The organism is Candidatus Aciduliprofundum sp. HYA1 (genome assembly GCF_056175085.1).
Genome location: NZ_CM149694.1, coordinates 1,314,279 through 1,334,169 on the forward strand (window position 1 = coordinate 1,314,279; position 19,891 = coordinate 1,334,169).

Here is a 19,891-nt window from a genome sequence, read left to right on the forward strand (position 1 = left end):
GATAATACATTCCACCACTATGCTGGTCAACACCATAACAGGTGGGCAAGGCTCCATATACCTCATAGTCAGCCTCCTGATGATTCTGGGACTTCTATTTGGGTTCTTCTTCAGGAAAATCCGCCTTACAGATGTGCTTGCCTACCTATTTGCAGGACTTCTTCTCTCAATTTTGGGATTTAAGGCATCAAACACATTCTTCAACATTGTTACGGGGGCAACCCTATCTCTGGTAGGCTACATTGTGGGTCTGAGTTTCTCAAGAAGATTCCTGAAGATGATGGGCAAAAAGGTGATGATCATCCTGGTGGTGGAAGTTATAGTAACATCCTTCACCGTTATGCTATTCGTTTACGCATTTACAAGAGATCTCGCCCTTGCAGTACTCCTGGGTTCCCTGGCACCTGCAACTGCTCCCGCAGGCACCATAGCCGTGTTTCGCTCCCTGTCCTCCCATGGAGTGCTGACCGATGTGGCCACAGCTGTTGTGGGCCTAGATGATGCCGCAGGCATTATAATGTACGTTGTTGGCATAATCTGGACAAAGGGACTTCTCGGGTATCACGTTACAATAGGAACTGCCGTGGTACATGCCCTATGGGAGATATTCGGGGCATTTCTGCTGGGTGGCACCTTGGGACTTATTTTCAGTTATGCTGGCAAAAAGAGGTCCTTCACCCCAGATCACCAACTTGTTCTGGGCGTTGCGGTGGCGTTGCTCGGTTGGGGAATAGCCTACGTGATTGGAGTATCAAACATACTCACATCCATGGCCGTCGGGATGACCGTCATAAATATGAACCAGGAACTCGGTGTGAGCAGTTACAAATCCATAGACACCATAATGACTCCAGTGTACATTCTCTTCTTCGGAGCAATAGGGATGGAAATCAACTTTGCACTTCTTGAAGCACTCTGGGCTGTGGCTCTGGTTTACTGCCTTGGAAGAACCGTTGGAAAGGTCATAGGTTGCGGATTTGGCTCATGGATAGCCAGGGCAGAGAAAAAACTTCAAAAATATCTGGGAATTGCCCTTTTAAATCAGGCAGGGGTGGCTGTGGGTCTTGCGGCCCACGCAGCTCAGGAGATCTCAAGTTCCCATCTCGGAGCCATAATCATCACACTCATTGCGGTAACCACAGCAATATTCCAGATAGCCTCACCCTTGGGCACACAGTTTGCAGTGAAAAAGGCGGGAGAGGCAATGGTGTAGTTCACCTCTTCAATTTCCATACCTCATCCGGTTTGAATACCCCCAGTTCCGTAATTATGCCCGTTATGTACCTTGCAGGTGTCACATCAAAGGCAGGGTTCCTCGCTTTGCTTTCCTGAGGTGCAATGCGACATTCCCTGCAAAACAGAACTTCATCTTCGCGGCGCTCTTCAATGGGTATCTCATCTCCCATGTTCAAAGAGAAATCAAAGGTGCTTATGGGTGCGGCCACATAGAAGGGTATACCATTCTCCTTAGCAACGACTGCTTTTTCGTATGTGCCAATCTTATTGGCAACATCCCCATTTGCGGTTATTCTGTCCGCGCCAACAATTACCATATCCACCTCCCCCTTTCGCATGAAATATCCTGCAGCGTTATCCGCTATGACCGCATGCTCTATTCCTTCCTGAACCATCTCCCAGGCGGTTAATCTTGCACCCTGCAATCTTGGACGGGTTTCGTCCACCCATACGAAAATCCTCTTGCCGTTGCGGTGCGCCTTTCGGATCGGAGCGGTTGCAGTGCCCCAGTCCCCCACAGCCAGGGCGCCGGCGTTGCAGTGCGTCAGAATGCGATACTCATCTTTAATCAGCTTTTCCCCATGCTCACCGATCTTCTCGCACCTCCCGATGATATCCTCCGCATAATTCTCCGCCTTCTTAACTGCATCTTCGCCGGAGTCAATCGCCTCCTTCATTCTCTTAAGTGCAAAGAATAAATCATGCGCCGTTGGCCTTGTATTGCGTAATTTCTCAAATGCCTCCTCTATATTCCATTTATTGAGCCATGCCTGGGCCATACCATAAGCGGCAGTTATCCCAATCGCCGGAGCTCCGCGAACCACCATTTCCTTTATGGCATATGCCACCTCATCGGTAGTTTTTGCTTCATATATCTCAAATTTGGCAGGGAGCTTTCTCTGGTCTATCAGCTTCACCACGCCGTTATCAAACCACACAGCACGCATCTCCTTGGTTTCTCCATTCACATTTATCCTCATAAAATCACCAAGAGGCTAAAAGATTAAAAAGATTTATAGATTTGGCACGGGCACATAAATTTTATATACATTCGCTCACTTATATCAATCAATGGATTCCAAGGATATTATAGATTTGAAAATCGAGAAAACCCTGTACCCTTTATTTGGAAATTTAAGCGAGATTATCGTGGAAACAAACAGGAGGAAAATTGACAAAAATGGGCTTGATGAAAAGGAGTACGCACGGGCCATGAGCGAGGAGATAAGAAAGTTCATAAAGAAATTTGCGGGGGAGGAACTGGCAGATAAAACATACCGGGAACTGTTAAAATCCCTCAAATTTGAAATGGGTGAGTGAAATGGAGTTTGTGAAAACATATGTTGGGGGACTTGATGACAAAATAGAGGGTGGAATCCCCAAGGGCTCGGTAATTCTCATATCCGGGCCAACGGGAAGTATGAAATCCAGTTTCAGTTTCTATATAGCCTACAACCACCTTAAAAACACCAAGAATGGAAACGTGATTTACATATCCCTTGAGCAGAGCAGGGAGAGCCTGTTAAAGCAGATGGTCAGCCTCGGGATGGACATAGACAAATTACCGGAAAATTGCGAGTTTAGCATATTTGACTGGGGACTCGTCAGGAAAATCGTGAAAGATTCGGGAAAGCAGGATAATGTGGACTGGCTTGAGGCAATTATAAATCCCGTGAGAGAGTTTGGAAAGAATAGAAAACTGGATTTTGTGGTACTTGATTCCCTAAATGCCCTGTACGCCATAACAAATTTGGAAAATCCCCGAAACCAGCTATTTTTCCTCTTTGAAGCGTTGAGAGATTTGGGAGCAACGACCCTTGTGATATCCGAAACTTCATACAATTCAATGCAATTCGGTACCTACGACGTTGAGGGTTTTCTGGCGGATAGTATAATTCACCTCTCCATGGAGAGAATAGGCAGAACCCTGGGAAGATACATTTCAATAATAAAAATAAGGGGCGTGAAACACTCCACCGATTACTATCCTCTCCTTGTGGACACCAAGGGATTCAGGATAATTTCTCATTAAACCTTTTCTCCACATCCAAGATCTTTTCCTTGAGTCCGAGTTGACGATAAATATCAATGGCCCTGATAAGGATTTCCCTGGCACGCTCCTTATCCCTCTTTTTCAGGCAGAGGGCATAATAAAAATATGACTCTGCTACATAGAACCTGTAGTCAAGATCAGAGTATTCCCTTATGGTACTTTCAAAGATTTTCTTAGACGATATCATATCCCCATCACAATTTACATACGCTTCCAGAATGAGGGTATAGAGGAAATTCACCCTATCTCTGATCCTCTCTGCAATCTCCCTGGCACGGGACAGGTAGTTCAGAGCCCTATCCTTGCTTCCAAAGCGGATCTGGTACTCCGCATTGACTATGTAGTGATCCATCAGAAGGTAATCCTCCTGAATGTACTTTTTCAGAGAGTATGCAAGTTCAATATGTTTTATTGCTCTCTTCTCATCCCCGAGTGCCACATAGACCCTAGAAAGGTAAGTATGTGACGCAAACTGCTGAGTTAGGTAAGAGTTTTCATTTGCTATGTCAAGGGCCCTGAGGAAGTACTCAATGGCCTCAAGATACCTTCCCATCTCTATGCATAGTTCTCCAAGAGATAGAAGATGCTCACACATTCCAAACTTATTATTTAACTTCTCTGAAAGGTGTAAACTTCTATGCAGGTACTCGAATCCATCCGAGTAGTTTCCATGTCTGCTGTAAAGCACACCCATATTGCTGTAGAATCCTTCAAGAAGCCTGTCATTTCCAAGTTTCTCAATTATTTCCATTGCCTTTCTGTAGTACTCTTCGGCCTCCCTTATCTTTCCCATCTTCTCATAGGTAACCCCTATATTATTATAGGCCCTGGATAAATGGTCCATATTACCCATTTTCTCGCTTATATCCAGATACTTCATAAGATACTCAATGGCCACATCGTATTTTGTAAGATGATTATTTATGACACCAAGTATGTTGTATATCTCAGCAAGTTCGCCTATGTCCCCGATATCCTCTGAAATTTTTAGAGCATCAGATGCATATTTAAGGGCCTCCCTGTACTTTCCCTCCATATGGTAAACGATCGCAATGTTTCTCTTGGCCCTTACCTCATCAACCCTGCTTTTATATCTCTTGGCGTAGTTCAAATACTCCCTTAAATTTTTTAGGGATTCTACAAAATTCCCAATTTCCCAGTTAATTATCCCAAGTTCACCTTTTATTCTCGCCCTGTCCATCCCCTCCGCAATCTCAAAGTAATTTTCAAGTACCTCCCTGGCCCTTTCCAAGTTGCCCATAAGACGATAAACCATACCAATCTTGGTCCCAAGATAAACCCTTTTATCCTCCTCAAATTTCAACGCTTTCTGAAAAGATTCAACGGCATTTTCATAATTCCCAGTAGCAATGTACCACTCCCCAAGTTTCGTATAGAATTCCCCCAGCAAGTGTTTTTTATGGTATCTCTCTGCAATTTCAACGGCCTTTTTCAAATAATCAATGGCACTCTGAAAAGCGAGCATATTAACTGCCTCATCGGCTGCCATTTTGAGAAACTTCACAGCCCTTTCCTCACGGGCCATATAATAGTGGTAAGCAGCGAGGAAAAGGAAGTTTCTTCTCTCGGCCCACTCCCCGATCTTCCGATGAAGTTCAATGCGGGTATCCTTGGATATGTTTTTATAAACAACCTCCCGGTAGGGTGAGTAGGTGAAACGGAGAAAATCACCCTCTCTCTTAACGAAAAATCTCTCCAATTTATCCATAAAGAACTGGTACTGTGGATAAAACTCTTCAACAAGCTGAATGGGTATCTCGTTTCCCGCAACTGCAAGAAATCTTATGAAGTTCAAATGGGCATCATCCAAGAGATCAATCTGCATTTCAATGCTCTCTCTAATCGTCTCAGGCAAATACACACCCTTATCCTCCTCCGAAAAGTACTGGGCCATATTTATCGCAAGAAGGGGATTTCCCTCACTGGCATCGTATATGGCATTGATATCAACATCAAATCCCATATGGGAGAGCATTCTCTCAACATCGCCCCTTCCCAGAGGTTTCAAACGCAAAATCTCTGAGTTTCGCTCCCCCTGAATCTTAGCAATCAGATTCAGTGTTTCCCGATCACCCTCTATATCCTCACTTCTGTAGGTGAGTATGAGCATTATCTTGCTCTCTCCTATGTTCCTCGCAAGATAGTCTATGAATTCAAGAGAGTTTGTATCAATCCACTGAACATCCTCAAATACAAGCAAGAAGGGTTTTCTCTTTGAATAGTTATGCAGGAATTTGAATATGACATCGTAGAACTTCAAGGATGCCCGCTCGTTCACCTTTGATGCTCCATAAATTCTCTCCAGTCCCTGGTCAATAAGATCCAGGAAGAATTCAATCTCTCCCTCCATATGTGGGGAGTACCTCAGATAAACTCTTCTTCCAAACTTGCTGGCGTAATCGCTCACCGCCTTGAGCCAGACGTAAACCATCCTCCTGTCGTTGTAGTGCACGAGGGTCCCAAGGCATTCTATTGCCACATCAAAACCACCTGTTATGGCCTCAGATATTTTTTCAAATATCTCAAAATCCAAACGGGTGGGATGGATTCCATTGGGAGATATGTACAGGACATTTTCACCATCAACCTTCCTGTCAACCAAGCGGAGGACATCCTTCTTCGGAATGGAATCCGCGAGCACAACAACCGGAGGTACAATCACATCTTCCCACTCAACAATAATCCTCTCATCAAACATCCCCTCAATCAATTTCTTCTCCTCATCGGTCAGGTATTCCATTTTTCCCGATACAATAACTATGTGCCTGTTCTGTGAGATGGAGCGGAGTGTGTGGAGAAAATCAACAACCCGATCAATGCCCACCATGTAAATCAGGTAGTTCAGGTTCTCAAGGTAAACAACCCTCCTTTCCTCCACGCTCAAAAAATCATAGATATGGGAGGTGAGTTTGAATTCAATGTCGTAGGGGTTCACGCTTTCCTTCTCCGTCTGTGTCTCTGTAAGCCATACGGCATCTTTCCTTCTTGGCCTGCGAATGGTGAAATAAGCACCCTTTATCCTCGTGCTCAGTTCCTTGTATATTCTGTAACCTCCCCCATGACCAATCTCATCCACAAAGATCATTCCGTTTTCCCCTGCAATTCTTTCAGCGATTTCTGAAATTCTCCTTTTCCACTCCTTTTTCCTTATCTCTCGCAAACTTCCGTAATCTTCCAGCGCCTGTGAAATTGCCCTATAGGGAATGTACTTTGAAGAAGGATCCCCTCTGCTTTTCAAAATCTGAACATCCTTCAAATCCTTCAAAAATTCATCAATAAGAGCGGTCTTCCCGATGCCTGCGGGCCCTTCAATGAGAAGCACCTTACCCCTACCGTTTCTTACCTCTTCCATATACCTCTGCAGCGTATAAAGCTCTTTCTCCCGGCCCACAAACACCATTCAATTAAATAATGGCGTTCTTGTATTTAAATGATGCAACCCAAAAAATTTCAAAGATGAAAATATTGCGGATGTATGGAAGGAAAAAACAAACTTGAATGGGCAAGATCACACATGGCCGTTCTCTCACAGATCGATGATAGATTTTTGAAAGAAAGACCCTTCTCAGGCCTGAAAATCGGTATGGCGCTGCACGTGGAGGCAAAAACTGGAGTTTTAGCTTTAACGTTGAGAGATGGTGGCGCTAAGGTTCGTCTCGCATCCTGCAATCCCCTAAGCACGGATGATGATGTTGTGCAAGCATTGAGAGAAGATGGGCTTGAAGTATTCGCAAAAAAGGGAGAGAGCAGGGATGAATACTACGAAAACTTGTATCGTGTACTGGAGATGGAGCCGGATATCATAATCGACGACGGTGGAGATCTGACCACCCTTCTTCACACAGAATACAAGGATATGAAAATAATGGGCGGAAATGAGGAGACAACCACGGGAGTGATGCGTCTCCGCGTGATGGAGAAAAAAGGAATTTTGAGATCTCCAATGTTTGATGTGAACGACGCAAAGATGAAACACCTATTCGATAATCGCTACGGCACGGGTCAAAGTACCTTGGATGGGATAATGAGCGCAACGAATCTCACAATAGCGGGAAAAACCGTTGTGGTTGCGGGATACGGCTGGTGCGGGCGCGGAGTTGCCATGAGAATGCGCGGAATGGGTGCGGATGTTATCGTGACGGAGATTGATCCTGTGAAGGCCATTGAAGCCCGAATGGATGGATTCCGAGTTATGAGAATGGGCGATGCAATACGCCAGGCGGATATGGTGGTCACAACCACAGGAATGAAAGATGTGGTGAGAGAGGAGCACCTAAGGATGGCGAAGGATCGCATCATTCTTGCCAATGCCGGGCACTTTGACAACGAGATTTCAAAGGAAGCACTGAAAAAACTCTCTCGTGGGAGAAGGGAAATAAGAAGATTCGTGGAAGAGTACGATCTTGGAGACAAGAAGATTTATCTCCTCGGCGATGGTCGTCTAATAAATCTCGTTGCTGGGCAGGGGCATCCCGTGGAGATAATGGATATGAGTTTCGCCATTCAGGCACTTACGGCAGAGCACATAGCAAAGGAGCACGAGAATCTTGAGGCCAGGGTGTACGCGGTGCCAGAGTCGATAGATTACGAGGTCGCAAGATTGAAACTGAAGGCGATGGGCATTGAGATAGACGAACTCACAGAGGAGCAGAGAAGATATCTGGAGGAGTGGAGAGAGGGGACATAAAGCTATTTATCACTGAAGTTAAAGTAAAAGAATTTGTAACGTGATTTGATATACATTGTAAACTGTATGACATTAAAATAGCAGAAAAGTATAAATAGATCATATCCATATCTTTTAATTGTTTATTATAAAAATGAGGCGAAAAATTAATATATTGGAAATTCTTACATTTATTTAGTATTATGCTACCTGTTAATATACCCATATGGATGGCAGCGGTCTCTCATAAGATTATTACCCTCTCAGCCAGAATAATAAAATTTCTTAGATCTCATTATAAGAAGAGAGGCCACCTTGGAGAGGTGAGGGCGATATGACCGTGGTGATAGGAGTCATATACGACGATGGGGTAGTGATGATTTCAGATAGGCTCAACATACTTGATAATGAAGGATATAGCCAAATCACTCCTAAAATAAGGTGTAAAGATAATTTCTGCTTTGGATTTGCCGGTACAGGAGGAATTGAAGATCAATTCATGAATTCAGTTGCAGATGCTGAAAACTGGAGCTATGCATTTGAGAGAATCAAAGAAAAATACTATGAAATAAGATGGAAAATGGCTGTAGAAAATATTCTTAAGCCCATAGGATGCGAAAATCTGGAGGATTTAAAAATGATAGGTGATGGAGAGATACAAAATTATTATTTACAGGAGTTGAAAAATTTTGATATGAACTTAAAAGTACTTTTGGGAATGTATGATAATGGACCTCATCTATGCGCGGTGGGCAATCCGGGCACAGGAGGCTGCTTTGATGAGGTAGGATTTTATGCCATAGGAGCAGGGGAGAAGGATGCAACTATTGTGCTTAATTTTTTAAAATTCAGAAGGGATTTTAACGAGGAAAAAGCAATATTTTTTGCATATCTCGCAAAGAAGGCAGCGGAGATATCCGTCGGGGTGGGTAGCGAAACCGACATATTTGTAATTGATAAAAATGGGTGGAGAAGAGAGCTTACTCGGAGAAATATTTACAATTCATTAAAAAATTAGATGAAGGAGGTGAAAAGCATGGGTGAGGAAAAAATTGATTTGGGATTTGACTGGAATAGAGCGGAAGAGTGGGAAGAGTATCGGAAAGAGATTGGAGAATTATACAAGGCTATGCACAGATACATAAGCATGACTTCATATCTGAGAAATCTTGATGGGGTTAGTGTAACATATGGTTTGGCAAATAGCGATATATTTTACAACGAGATGACAGAACCCAAGACAATATGGAACGATTTCATCAGGGATTTTTATGAGGTGTATGTGGAGCAAAAAGATGTGGGCTATGGCGAGAAGTACCGCATCAAGTGGTCAGGTGGGGGCTTTGAAATCATGGAAGATTATAGCATTGTGTACAAATGGGTAGAGGGAATTCATGGGGCGGTGATGAACGCGTACCTAACGCTCACTCAGGCAGGATTCAAGGCAGATAACGGGGATGAGTCTTATGATTCCGAGAGTTATTTGGATGCAGGAGAGGTTCTCGTTAGAAATACCATATCCCTTTCTCCTCTGGTAAATAGAAAAACTTTCTTTCTCCTATCTTTGAGATACCTTCCTGAGGGATATGCCAGAATGATGTATGGGGATATTGAAAAAGTGAGGGCAATGATAAAGTGGAGAAGACTAACTGCATGGAAGGATATTCCCAATGGATGGCAGATTCATGCCATAGCAGATCCCATGTGGAAGAAAATTACAGATGCACTCTACATGGTGTATGGATATGTGGGGACACCGGATACTGTGAACACAATCTCCGAAATGTGGCGTAGAATGGAAAAATACATTGACATGAATCCATACAATATATACTTCTCACAATCCATTAATACTCTAAGTAAAGCTTACGGAGAGAATATAAAACTTTACGATTTAGTGAAGGGGTCTTGGCAATTAGGTGGAGGCATAACCTATGCAGAAGTATCTTTAAAATCACTTCGGGATTATGGGATACTTTACTGGGCTGTGGTTGATGAGATGGAGGAGCCAAAGACCATGTTGAGACAAGAAGCGTTGATAAAATTCGTCGCGCCTCAGATGTTTTTGAACATCGCAACAATGTACATCAATGTAGATGGCAATTGGGTAATAGGTATGTGGATACCAAAGACATTTTTGACCAACGATGCAACAATTGAGTATGATGAAATTGATGCTGTGGTCGTGCATCCGCCATATGTGCCACGAGAGGTTCTATTACCTAAAGGATGGGCAATGCACAAGTTAAGGGATTTCATACAGGAAGAGAAGTCACATCTTGATTGGCTGGCAATGCAAACGCCAGAATGGGAAGATTTCGGAGGTGAGTGAGATGGTAAAGTGGGAAGTTTATCATAATCTGGTAAAAGTGATGGGAGTTGAACTTTCGACGTACATCATGGAAAATATAGATGACCTCATAGATGCACCACCCAAAGGAATGAGAGATCTGAGAAACTCATTTTCACAGTATATATCTAAATTCAGTGATGTCTTTCCCATTCCGCCAAAGCCTGTTGGAATTAAAAAAGCAGGAAGAACTAAAACTACAATGTTTAGAATGCAATTAAGGTTCATAACGGAATATTATGGGATGGAATGGGAAAATTGCAAGGTAGATAAACAGTGTAAAGAGATAATAACCTACTATTTGTTTCACCACATAGCATCATACTTCTTTAACACCATTATTCCAGAAGGTCCACCTACTACAGAGAAAGGTTTCATTTCAAGAATGAATAAAAAATTCTTATTAGATGTTTGGAACAGCATTCAAAAAGATCCAGAGTTTAATTGGTTATTGCCTATTTACAACAACATTGTTAAATTTCTGTATTCAAAACTTCGTTTGGTAGACTCATTACCATTATTCTGTGATAATGGACATGGTTCCCTTGAAAACCTAACTATAGAAGGAAAAACCTCTATAAGGATCTGTCCAGTTTGTGGAAATATATATGTGAAGAATAAAAAATCTGGAGATGAGTGAGATGTATTTGAGGGAATGGGCTCAAAAAAAGAAAATATGGAACAAAAACGCTTGGATTGAATTTCTAAATGAGTATATAGAACCACTATATGTTGACCTTTGGAATATTAATCAAATACATAAGTTTCTGAGTAAACTTGATGGAAAGAATCTGGGGGATCTTGATGATGATCTAAAATTGAAAGTTAAAACAGCTTTATACGGAGGAATAGGTGAGGGAAAGGATCCCAATAAATCTTTTGCAAGGTTTATGTTTGAAAACTTTGGAATTAAAGTAAGCGGCACTACAACTTTTGAAGAGAGCGTAGAGAGTTTTAGAATACAGATGGAAACAAGCGAGGATGTTAAAATTGAGGTTGAGTCATTTAAAAGTGAGTGGAAGGAGTTATTTAATGATGTAGAAAATTTGATTAAAATCATGATAAAAAACATGGGTGTGAGTAAGACCCAGTTGAAGATGATTGAAGTAGAGGGAAACCCAAGAAATTTAGAATGGGAAATTGGAATTGAGCCAAAAAGAGAGTACAAACAAAATCCTGAAAAACTGCTTCCTTTGAAAGGCGAATCCGCAGACAATATAGCAGAACTCGTGTTGAAAAAATTAAAAGAACATATATGCAGGTTGGCGGTGGGTAAAAATCCCTACACTACTTTCATATATTACATAAGATTTGTAAAAGCAGATTATTTAAAACACTTCCTAAATTGTGAAACCTATATGCTCGCTAAACTTGTAAAATTTTTGGGTTTGAATGCCCATGATTTATTCAATTTCTATGATCATGTGGAGATTGAAAAAAATACAAATCTGATACGCATATTACTAATATACGAGGAGGTGGATTCCACTATTGTCAGCACCATAACAAATATAAATAAAAGTATAGAAAAAATATATAATGAATGTCAAGTTATAAGAATTAGAATGATTAAAAATAATTTAAAAACCCAGTCGATTGAACTCACGCCTTGGAAGGGATTTTACCGAGAAATTTTTCTGAATATGCGTAAAACATTCAAAGAATTAGGTCGCTGTGACGAACCTTATGATTTGAAATTTAATATAAACAATTCTAAAAAAGTAGAAAGTATAGAAATATGCTACTATGATACTATAAAACCAAAGATAAAATTGTCAGTAGTTAAACTAATAGATGATTTAACAAAAATATCTTATCTTGGACTTATCAACAATATGGATGGTTATTATATTAAATTTATAAAGAATAATGAAATTTTACTAAAATTTTTTAACAAGGTGATTGCTGGTGGAGGAAAGACTTAAGCAGAGGGAAAAACTGAGGAGAAAGAAAAAGGCGGTAAAAAGTGGAGAGTTAGAAAGCGTAGAAATTAAAAAGGAGATCTATGAGGATAGGGTAGAGGAGAGAGTACAGGAAAAAGAAGAGGCGTTTGTTGATATTGAACTTGTTGAAGAAGAACTGAAAGAGGAAATTCCTCATCTTGATACGACGTTTGAAGAAATACCAAAAAAGACGACGATAATTAAAGAATTTGTGGATATAGAGCTCATTGATGAAGAAATAGAAAAAATTAAAATGATTGCGTTAGATACTACCCTAATTGAAATAAAGAAGAAAAGGAGCAAGTATGAATTTGTTGATATTGAATTAAGTGAAGAAGCCACATACAATGTGGAGATCCCGTATTTAGATACCTCGTTGGAGGAGATTAGAGTCCGTAGAAAAAATTATGATTTTGTGGATATAGAACTTATTGAAGAGGAGCAAGAAGAAAAGGAGGAAACTTTTGAGATAGATACATCTTTTGAGTTTGAAGTTGAAGATTTGTTAATCCAAGCAAGTTATTTAATAGGAGGGAGAAAAATGGAAGAACCCATACTGGAAAAATATATAAACAGTAGCAAGAAGTGGTTTCCAAGGGGGTTAAGTGAAACACTAAACGAGCCAATAATCGTGCTAATTGGAGAGGATGAAAAAGACTGGCACATACCGATTTTATATGTTTTAAGGGAATCTATGAGGGAGATCTTGGAGCACTTTCCTAAAGTAATTTTCAGAAAAACCGAAGATGTTGAAGAAAACATAGAGTTGCTTGATTCCACAGATTTAAATTCATTAGAAAACTTTACTCTTGAAAATAGCATAGAGTTTTTGGATTTAAGAAAAGATGGTTATGCTATGGATGACATATTTAAGCGATTACAAAATAGATTGCAGGCGGGTTTTCTGCAGAGATTTGGCGTTTTTGTTGTAACCCTTAAAAGAAAGGATTTAATGAAAGCTTACAAATATCTACAGAAAGTGGTAGGCGAGAATCTTAAAATATATGTTGTGGACCCTGAGGGGAAAAATTGGATAGATAAAATAGGAAAGTTATCGTTAACACCTCTCTCTGCAGAAGACACAAAAAAACTCTATACACAGTTAATTTACACAATAACTGGCATCTCTGGATGCAATACCCTATTTGAAGCAAATAGAAAATACGAAAAAATAATAGAGGAAGCAGTTAAAAATTATTCAGTATTTGTAAAGAGACAGGTGGGGAAAGATTCAGAAGATATTGACAGGTTTCAGTATCCCATTAAAGTGGCTGTTTTTTATTATCTGCTCAACAAAGAACTTCAAAAGAGGAAATATGAAAGAAAAGTGAAGATAGATGTGGTGGAGGAAATTATAGAAATAATAAAAAATGATATTATTTCTACCGAGAAAATGTTGGAGAATGAAAATGGTAGAAAAATATACCCTGATATAGTTTACAACTCAACTGCAATAGAAATAGAAACTTTGATTGGTACCGTGGAGCCAATGAAGAAAATTGATGAAAGCATAGACAAGTACGATAAATATAAGGGAGAAATAGATGAAGTATGGATTGTGCTGAGGCCTGTATCTGCCATATTGCACTATGAGGAATTAAAGAAAAGGGAGAAAATTTATAAGGAAATATATGAAAGATTACGTGTAAAAATCAAAGTTATAACTCTCGTACCAGCAAAAGGGGGTAAACTTACCTGGGATCTAACGGACATTAATGAATTTCTTGATCCTGAGATTAAGAATCTCCCAGATAAATTAAGGGCAGTAAGGGGTGATAAAAATGAATGATTGCTGTAATAATGTAAAGGAATGCATAAACAAGATTGAGAAAGAAGTGTATGTTAAAGAAGATATACTTATAAAAATAGTGAGTTTACTTTGCAGAATCAAAGAGGGGACATTTCCATCATCAAAATTGCCAAGGGGAATAATTTTTTATGGTTCCCCTGGTACAGGAAAAACGCTTCTAATGCGTACCCTAACTAAAGTCATGGAAGTACCTTTTGTATATGTACGTGGTCCTGAAATAATGTCACAATATTATGGTAAAACAGAAGAGAATATCAGAAGAAAGTTTAAGAAAGCAGAGAGTGATGCTGAGGAGCATAAATTAGCAATAATTTACATTGATGAGCTTGACTCAATAGCTCCCAATAGGATGGAAGTAAGTGGAGAGCTTGAACAGAGACTGGTTGGTCAACTCTTAACCCTTATGGATGGTCTTTCCTCCAGTGATAAAGGCCATGTTATTGTTATCGGCTCAACAAACAGAATTGAGAGCATAGATCCAGCTTTAAGAAGACCTGGGAGATTTGATTATGAATTTGAATTTGAAATACCATCAGAGGAAGAAAGAATAAAGATATTGAAAATTTTAGCATTAAAAAATAAAATCGATTTAGTTGATAATGATTATAAGGATATTGCACGAATAACTCCAGGATTTACGGGGGCGGATTTACAACATCTTGTTAATGAGGCTATATTAAATGCCATAATACAAAATAAGAAGGCAGTTTCAAAGGAAGATATAATAAATGCCCTTGATAGAGTAATTCCATCTGGATTGAGGGAATATGTAATATTAGATCCAAAAGAATCAAAAGATAAAAAAATAAAAGAGAAGGTAAACAAGATCTTTGATTTAATACCAAAAGATAAGATTAGCGGAGAAATAAATGATTTTAAGATAATTGAAATAGTAGGTGAAGATGAAAGGGCGCTTGAATGCGTACAGGCTATTGCGAATAAATTTAAAAAAGAATTCAATTTAAGATACCACGTGATAAATGTAAATCCACTTTCTTTTATAACAAAATGGTATGGTGAAACCGAGAAAAGGGTATATGATTTCTTCAACAAAATTAAAAAGCAAGCACCTGCAATAGTATATATTGGCAGCTTTCATATAATTACGTCTAAAAAAGATGAGAAATTAGAAAGAACCAGATATGCCATACTAAATCAGCTAATGGATATGAAAATCACTAAGAAAAAAGTTCTACTCATAATCTCCTATCCTCAAGGGAAAGATAAAGAAATAGATGATTCTATTAAATCGTTTATAAGTAAAATTAAAATAACCATAGATTTAAGCACCGTACCATAAACCGATAACACAAAAAAATATAGCAACATTATTATTTCTGTTTCCATTGCACCTGCCTTGTCGCATAAATCGTGGTTATGGGGAAGAGCTACGAGAGATTAAAAAGCAAAAATGAATGAAATCAGTGGTCAAAGTGAGTGAAATAGATTAAAAAGAGAGACAAGGATAGTGAGTTCTCTGAGGGCATAAGAGAACTTTCGAGAGGAAAGTGATTCACCGAAAGTTCTTTTTAGGAATGAAAATAAAGATTCCACGAGCCATCTTTTAGAGTATCCAGATTTTTACTCCATTCATTGTTTTTCTGCTCTATAACTGCTCTTCTTCTTGGTAGCGAGCCTTTAGAAAGAGTGGAAGAATTTTTACACACCTTGATAAGAGACTTGATTCCATACTTCGCAATCAAATTGAAATTCTCACGGAAATCGTAGGCGGAATCTGCAATTAGCACATCAACATCCTTTAACTCTTCCTTCAGTGTTTTAAACATCTCTCTGAATGCCGGAGAATCGCCAACATTGTTTTTGGTGATTAAGAGCCTTACTATTCTACTAAAATCCCATATCTATCAAAATTTCGCCTCTCTTTACCAACTTCTCGTTATACTCTCTCATCTTTTGAACATCAATTTAGGGGTAAAGCACCTTTTTTAAAGGGGCTTTTTTATGTTTTCGTCTCTCTTTCTCTAATTATGCGACAAAGCAAATAAAAACAAAAATTTTAAAAGCAATTTCATCTTGAAAAGAGACACATCTTACAAAAATATCAGCCCGACTCGTCAAGCCCCCTCATGGCTCGGGAGCTCTCCCTGCCGGGCCATTCGGGAATGCCCTTACCTATTTTTATCCTTTTCTGTTCTCAGGAAGGGCAAAGACGAAGAATGAGGCAATTAGCATGGAAAGGGTAAACGCAATGAAGGGCCAGAACCATGATGCAAAGAATCCGGGAACTAGAGGTCCGATTATGCCTCCTACTCTCCCTGCAGAATTGGCAAATCCCGCACCTGAACCACGAACTCTCTTTGGATAGAGTTCCGGGGTAAATGCGTAAAGTGCACCCCATGCTCCAAGATCAAAGAAGGATATGAGAATGGCACCCAAAAGGGTTGCACGGGTTATGAACAGATATGCGGATAGCGCGGTTAGAATCATGAACGAAAAGAGAACCTTACGCCTACCTATTTTCTCGATGAGGTATGCCGATAACAGGTACCCCGGTATCTGGAAAAGGTAGGATATGAAGATGAACAGTGAAGAGTGCAAAAGGGGATAATCCTCTTCAAATATCTTTGGAAGCCAGACAAACATGCCGTAGTAACTGAAAGCCATGGCAAACCATACGATCCATAGGGCGTAGGTATGGGGAAGTTTCAAAATCTCAGTCACGGGCACCTTTTTTCTGATTTTTATAACCGATTCGGGCAGTGCCTTCCAGAAGACCAGGAGGAATAGCCAGAAAAGCGCTATGAGGTAATAGATTTTCCAATGTGCTCCGAGTCTCGGAAGAAGTAGGAGAGACATCAGGGAGGCAAATACCCAGCCGTAGGTCCAGAAGGAATCCAGAAGAACCACCATTCTTCCACGGATATCCTGATCAGAGGTTTCGCTCACAAGCGTGCTCAGAATTGGAAGAACTATTCCAAATCCCATACCTGCAATGAAACGCAGGAAGAAATAAGCCCAGTAGTTGCAGGCAAAGAACATTAACGCAGTGGCAAGAATGTGAACCGGAGTGGCTGCAATTATTATCCTTCTCCTCCCAAACTTATCGGAGAGATATCCAAATATGAACGAACCAAAGAACCAGCCGATCAGTGTGATGGATACAAGAGAGCCTACCAGGAGTCTCCCGCTTGGATTATTCCCGAGCCCCAGTTCACTTATTATGTTTCCCGTTGTGAATGTGACAACCGCCATATTGTAGGCAATGGCAGCCCAGAACAACCCGGGCACCAGGAGACCACGATAGCGCATAGGGGAAAATAAAAATGAGGTATAATAAAGTTCCTAAATTTTTAATACAATCCCGCAATGGAGGATGCAATGGAAATTCCAGAAATCGAGTACTTATATAATCTTCGAAGATTCGGTATGAAACTGGATTTGAGCGTTATGAAGGAATTTGCAGAAATGCGCAACAATCCCCAGAACAGGTTCAAGAGCGTGCACATAGCAGGAACCAACGGCAAGGGTTCCGTTGCGGCAGCCATATACTCAATTTTGCGAAGAAATTACAGCGTGGGCCTTTATACCTCACCCCATCTTGTTAGGTACTCGGAAAGGATAATCGTGGACGATGAGGAGATTGAAGAAAAATACATTGTGAATTTTGTGCGAGAGTTGAATCCGCTCATTGAGAAGATGGCAAAGGACAACAGAAATCCCACATTTTTTGAGGTTACGACGATGCTAGCCTTTGAGTACTTCTCCCATAAAAATGTGGATTTTGCCGTACTTGAAGTTGGTTTGGGAGGACGTCTGGATGCAACGAACATAATCGTTCCAGAGATAGCAGGCATAGTCACCATTGATCTTGATCACACCCACATTCTTGGAAACACCCTCGCCGAAATAGCCAGGGAGAAGGCTGGGATAATAAAAGAGGGTGTGCCCGTGGTTGTGGGTGAAAATAAAAGAGAGGCGGAGAGTGTGATAAGAAAAATAGCAGAGAGGAGAGGTGCGGCATATCATAACATATGGGATGAGATGAAAGCCGAAAGCATAAAAATAGGGATTGATGGGCTGGAATTCATGGCCCATTCACCACTGCGGGATTACAAAATTAAGGTTCCCCTAACGGGCAGACATCAGATCACAAATATGCTTGTGGCCATAAGAATGGCCGAGATCCTTGGAGAAACCTACTCTATTTCGAGAGGAGACATTGAAGAGGGCCTTCATAGAATAAGATGGAGAGACAGGTTTCAAATAAAGATGAAGGACCCCCTACTGATATTTGATGGCGCCCATAATCCCTCAGCCGCAAGGGCCCTAGCATCCACGATTGAGGATTTAAAGATAAAAAATCCCACATTCCTGTTTTCCATGCTATCCGATAAGAACATTGAGGAGTTTCTTAGCATAATATCCCGTCTGAGTCAGAGAATCATCGTGACGGAAATAGGGTACGAAAGAAGAAGAACGGAACTTGAGGATATGGTGAACTACGCAAAAAAATATTTCAAGGAGGTTATCCCATTCAAGTTTTCCTGCGATGCTCTTCGCTACGCAGTTGAGAATGAGAGAAAAATCGTGGCCACAGGCTCCCTGTATCTTCTGGGGGAACTTGAAAAATGCCTGATGTCATTGTAGTCTCCAATGGAAATGAAGAGTTCGATAAATTGGTCCAATCCCTGGGCCACAGGATAGCCTATCACGTTTTCTGGAGGGGAAAGATAAATCCAAGGTACTACATCTCAAAGGGTAAGATTGAAGAATTGAAGGAAAAGGCAGATGAAATCAAGGCTGAAAGGGTTATTGTGGATGGAATTTTAAAATCATCCCAGTGGTACAATCTTGAAAGGGAAATAAAACTACCCGTGGACGATCGTATAAAACTCATAATTGACATATTCGCAGACAGGGCCAAGAGCAGGGAGGCAATGATGCAGGTTGAATACGCAAACTTAAAATACGAGATTTCACACGTGCGTGAGGCGATTCACAGGATGCGCCTGGGCGAGCATCCGGGATTTATGGCTGGAGGAGAGTACGAGGTGGCCGATTACTACGAGATGATAAGAAAAAAGATGGCAAAAATAAGAAGAGAACTTGAGAAATTAAAGATGCAGCGCGAGGAACGCAGAAAGAGGAGGAGGGAGGAGGGATACATCCTTGTTGGCATAGCAGGGTACACCAACACTGGAAAGAGCACACTTTTAAGGGCGCTGAGCGGAAGGGATGTGACCATAGAAGACCGTATGTTCTCCACATTAAGCACGAGAACATCCAAACTGGGAAAGGAGAAAATACTGATCACAGATACCGTTGGATTCGTGGATAACATGCCACCCTGGCTTATAAGGGCATTTGAGCCTACTCTTGAGGAGATATACCACGCGGACATCGTGCTCCTTCTCCTGGACTGCCATGATGATCATGAGGAATTCAAAAAGAAATTCATACTGTGTCTGGACATAATCGAAAGCAAGGTCCAGGGAAAAATAATACCTGTAATCAATAAAATAGACGGATGTAAAAATATAGATGAGAAGATTGAAATTGTTGAGGACCTAAACAAGCCCGTTCTAATATCAGCCAAGAATGGTGTGGGTATTGAGGATCTCATAAAAAGAATAAAGGAGGAGATGAAAATTTCAAAATTCTATGCAGAGGTTGAGAAGGGAACGAGGGCCTATAAATTCATAATGAGGTTTGGAAGAGTAATAAGCATTGATGGAATGGAAAAGATGAAAATGGTATTTGAGATGCCAGAGCGCAAATACAGGGAACTCAAAATGATTATTGAGGAGAATTCCACAGGAAATGGTGGGGTGTTGAAGAAGATATAAACCTT

Annotated in this window: 17 protein-coding genes; 12 read left to right on the top strand and 5 right to left on the bottom strand. The window is 40.6% G+C overall.

All coding sequences use genetic code 11. From position 1 onward, the window contains the following. The first annotated feature begins 19 nt into the window (after positions 1–19). The gene (locus tag AC0S1O_RS07165) at positions 20–1,213 is read left to right on the top strand and encodes a cation:proton antiporter (RefSeq protein ID WP_475393633.1); all 1,194 of its coding nucleotides are present in this window, start codon (positions 20–22) and stop codon (positions 1,211–1,213) included. Between the two features lies 1 nt (position 1,214). On the opposite strand, the gene mtnA is transcribed toward AC0S1O_RS07165, so the two are convergent. Beyond that, a complete protein-coding gene (gene mtnA, locus AC0S1O_RS07170) occupies positions 1,215–2,216 on the bottom strand; it encodes an S-methyl-5-thioribose-1-phosphate isomerase (protein WP_475393634.1) in 1,002 nt (333 codons plus the stop codon). Between the two features lie 91 nt (positions 2,217–2,307). On the opposite strand from mtnA, the gene AC0S1O_RS07175 reads away from it, so the two are divergent. Both AC0S1O_RS07175 and AC0S1O_RS07180 read left to right on the top strand, forming a co-directional pair. After that, positions 2,308–2,556 carry a hypothetical protein gene (locus AC0S1O_RS07175; protein WP_475393635.1) on the top strand — a complete coding sequence of 83 codons (249 nt, stop codon included), beginning with the start codon at positions 2,308–2,310 and terminating at the stop codon, positions 2,554–2,556. A 1-nt stretch (position 2,557) separates the two neighbouring features. Beyond that, complete coding sequence (locus AC0S1O_RS07180) at positions 2,558–3,268, top strand: RAD55 family ATPase (protein WP_475393636.1); 711 nt, start codon at positions 2,558–2,560, stop codon at positions 3,266–3,268. On the opposite strand, the gene AC0S1O_RS07185 is transcribed toward AC0S1O_RS07180, so the two are convergent. Further along, complete coding sequence (locus tag AC0S1O_RS07185) at positions 3,249–6,710, bottom strand: tetratricopeptide repeat protein (RefSeq protein ID WP_475393637.1); 3,462 nt, start codon at positions 6,708–6,710, stop codon at positions 3,249–3,251. The two genes, AC0S1O_RS07180 and AC0S1O_RS07185, sit on opposite strands and share 20 nt — an antisense overlap. Before the next feature lie 75 nt (positions 6,711–6,785). Between AC0S1O_RS07185 and AC0S1O_RS07190 the strand changes: the two genes are divergently transcribed. The 7 genes from AC0S1O_RS07190 (at position 6,786) to AC0S1O_RS07220 (ending at position 15,379) form a co-directional block, all read left to right on the top strand. Next, positions 6,786–7,997, top strand: coding sequence for an adenosylhomocysteinase (locus AC0S1O_RS07190; protein WP_475393638.1), 1,212 nt, complete (start codon positions 6,786–6,788; stop codon positions 7,995–7,997). Positions 7,998–8,310: 313 nt separating this feature from the next. Continuing rightward, complete coding sequence (locus AC0S1O_RS07195; protein ID WP_475393639.1) at positions 8,311–8,994, top strand: hypothetical protein; 684 nt, start codon at positions 8,311–8,313, stop codon at positions 8,992–8,994. A gap of 18 nt (positions 8,995–9,012) precedes the next feature. Then, positions 9,013–10,308, top strand: a complete 1,296-nt coding sequence (locus tag AC0S1O_RS07200; protein ID WP_475393640.1) for a hypothetical protein — start codon at positions 9,013–9,015, stop codon at positions 10,306–10,308. Between the two features lies 1 nt (position 10,309). Then, positions 10,310–10,966: a hypothetical protein gene (locus tag AC0S1O_RS07205; protein ID WP_475393641.1), complete on the top strand. Its 657-nt coding sequence runs from the start codon at positions 10,310–10,312 to the stop codon at positions 10,964–10,966. Continuing rightward, the gene (locus AC0S1O_RS07210) at positions 10,959–12,251 is read left to right on the top strand and encodes a hypothetical protein (RefSeq protein ID WP_475393642.1); all 1,293 of its coding nucleotides are present in this window, start codon (positions 10,959–10,961) and stop codon (positions 12,249–12,251) included. Before AC0S1O_RS07205 ends, AC0S1O_RS07210 begins: the two co-directional genes overlap by 8 nt. Further along, positions 12,235–14,058: a hypothetical protein gene (locus AC0S1O_RS07215; RefSeq protein ID WP_475393643.1), complete on the top strand. Its 1,824-nt coding sequence runs from the start codon at positions 12,235–12,237 to the stop codon at positions 14,056–14,058. The genes AC0S1O_RS07210 and AC0S1O_RS07215 overlap by 17 nt, the downstream gene beginning before the upstream one ends. Beyond that, entirely contained in the window at positions 14,051–15,379 is a 1,329-nt protein-coding gene (locus tag AC0S1O_RS07220) for an AAA family ATPase (RefSeq protein WP_475393644.1), read from the top strand. The genes AC0S1O_RS07215 and AC0S1O_RS07220 overlap by 8 nt, the downstream gene beginning before the upstream one ends. Positions 15,380–15,507: 128 nt before the next feature. Here the strand turns inward: AC0S1O_RS07220 and AC0S1O_RS07225 are convergent, their stop codons facing one another. The 3 genes from AC0S1O_RS07225 to AC0S1O_RS07235 form a co-directional block, all read right to left on the bottom strand. Beyond that, complete coding sequence (locus AC0S1O_RS07225) at positions 15,508–15,633, bottom strand: hypothetical protein (RefSeq protein ID WP_475393645.1); 126 nt, start codon at positions 15,631–15,633, stop codon at positions 15,508–15,510. Then, complete coding sequence (locus AC0S1O_RS07230) at positions 15,609–15,866, bottom strand: hypothetical protein (RefSeq protein WP_475393646.1); 258 nt, start codon at positions 15,864–15,866, stop codon at positions 15,609–15,611. The genes AC0S1O_RS07225 and AC0S1O_RS07230 overlap by 25 nt, the downstream gene beginning before the upstream one ends. A 352-nt stretch (positions 15,867–16,218) precedes the next feature. Next, complete coding sequence (locus AC0S1O_RS07235; RefSeq protein WP_475393647.1) at positions 16,219–17,349, bottom strand: MFS transporter; 1,131 nt, start codon at positions 17,347–17,349, stop codon at positions 16,219–16,221. A gap of 69 nt (positions 17,350–17,418) precedes the next feature. Here AC0S1O_RS07235 and AC0S1O_RS07240 point away from each other — a divergent pair, with 69 nt between their 5' ends. After that, the gene (locus AC0S1O_RS07240; RefSeq protein WP_475393648.1) at positions 17,419–18,687 is read left to right on the top strand and encodes a bifunctional folylpolyglutamate synthase/dihydrofolate synthase; all 1,269 of its coding nucleotides are present in this window, start codon (positions 17,419–17,421) and stop codon (positions 18,685–18,687) included. Further along, entirely contained in the window at positions 18,669–19,886 is a 1,218-nt protein-coding gene (gene hflX, locus AC0S1O_RS07245; RefSeq protein WP_475393649.1) for a GTPase HflX, read from the top strand. The genes AC0S1O_RS07240 and hflX overlap by 19 nt, the downstream gene beginning before the upstream one ends. Positions 19,887–19,891: the final 5 nt, after the last annotated feature.

Excerpts from the sequence above, each read along its gene's own strand:
- AC0S1O_RS07190 (WP_475393638.1), top strand. The coding sequence starts at position 6,786 with ATGGAAGGAAAAAACAAACTTGAATGGGCAAGATCACACATGGCCGTT.
- mtnA (WP_475393634.1), bottom strand. The coding sequence starts at position 2,216 with ATGAGGATAAATGTGAATGGAGAAACCAAGGAGATGCGTGCTGTGTGG.
- AC0S1O_RS07180 (WP_475393636.1), top strand. The coding sequence starts at position 2,558 with ATGGAGTTTGTGAAAACATATGTTGGGGGACTTGATGACAAAATAGAG.
- AC0S1O_RS07165 (WP_475393633.1), top strand. The coding sequence starts at position 20 with ATGCTGGTCAACACCATAACAGGTGGGCAAGGCTCCATATACCTCATA.
- AC0S1O_RS07205 (WP_475393641.1), top strand. The coding sequence starts at position 10,310 with ATGGTAAAGTGGGAAGTTTATCATAATCTGGTAAAAGTGATGGGAGTT.
- AC0S1O_RS07240 (WP_475393648.1), top strand. The coding sequence starts at position 17,419 with ATGGAAATTCCAGAAATCGAGTACTTATATAATCTTCGAAGATTCGGT.
- AC0S1O_RS07230 (WP_475393646.1), bottom strand. The coding sequence starts at position 15,866 with ATGTTTAAAACACTGAAGGAAGAGTTAAAGGATGTTGATGTGCTAATT.
- AC0S1O_RS07235 (WP_475393647.1), bottom strand. The coding sequence starts at position 17,349 with ATGCGCTATCGTGGTCTCCTGGTGCCCGGGTTGTTCTGGGCTGCCATT.
- AC0S1O_RS07175 (WP_475393635.1), top strand. The coding sequence starts at position 2,308 with ATGGATTCCAAGGATATTATAGATTTGAAAATCGAGAAAACCCTGTAC.
- AC0S1O_RS07220 (WP_475393644.1), top strand. The coding sequence starts at position 14,051 with ATGAATGATTGCTGTAATAATGTAAAGGAATGCATAAACAAGATTGAG.
- hflX (WP_475393649.1), top strand. The coding sequence starts at position 18,669 with ATGCCTGATGTCATTGTAGTCTCCAATGGAAATGAAGAGTTCGATAAA.
- AC0S1O_RS07185 (WP_475393637.1), bottom strand. The coding sequence starts at position 6,710 with ATGGTGTTTGTGGGCCGGGAGAAAGAGCTTTATACGCTGCAGAGGTAT.
- AC0S1O_RS07195 (WP_475393639.1), top strand. The coding sequence starts at position 8,311 with ATGACCGTGGTGATAGGAGTCATATACGACGATGGGGTAGTGATGATT.
- AC0S1O_RS07210 (WP_475393642.1), top strand. The coding sequence starts at position 10,959 with ATGAGTGAGATGTATTTGAGGGAATGGGCTCAAAAAAAGAAAATATGG.
- AC0S1O_RS07200 (WP_475393640.1), top strand. The coding sequence starts at position 9,013 with ATGGGTGAGGAAAAAATTGATTTGGGATTTGACTGGAATAGAGCGGAA.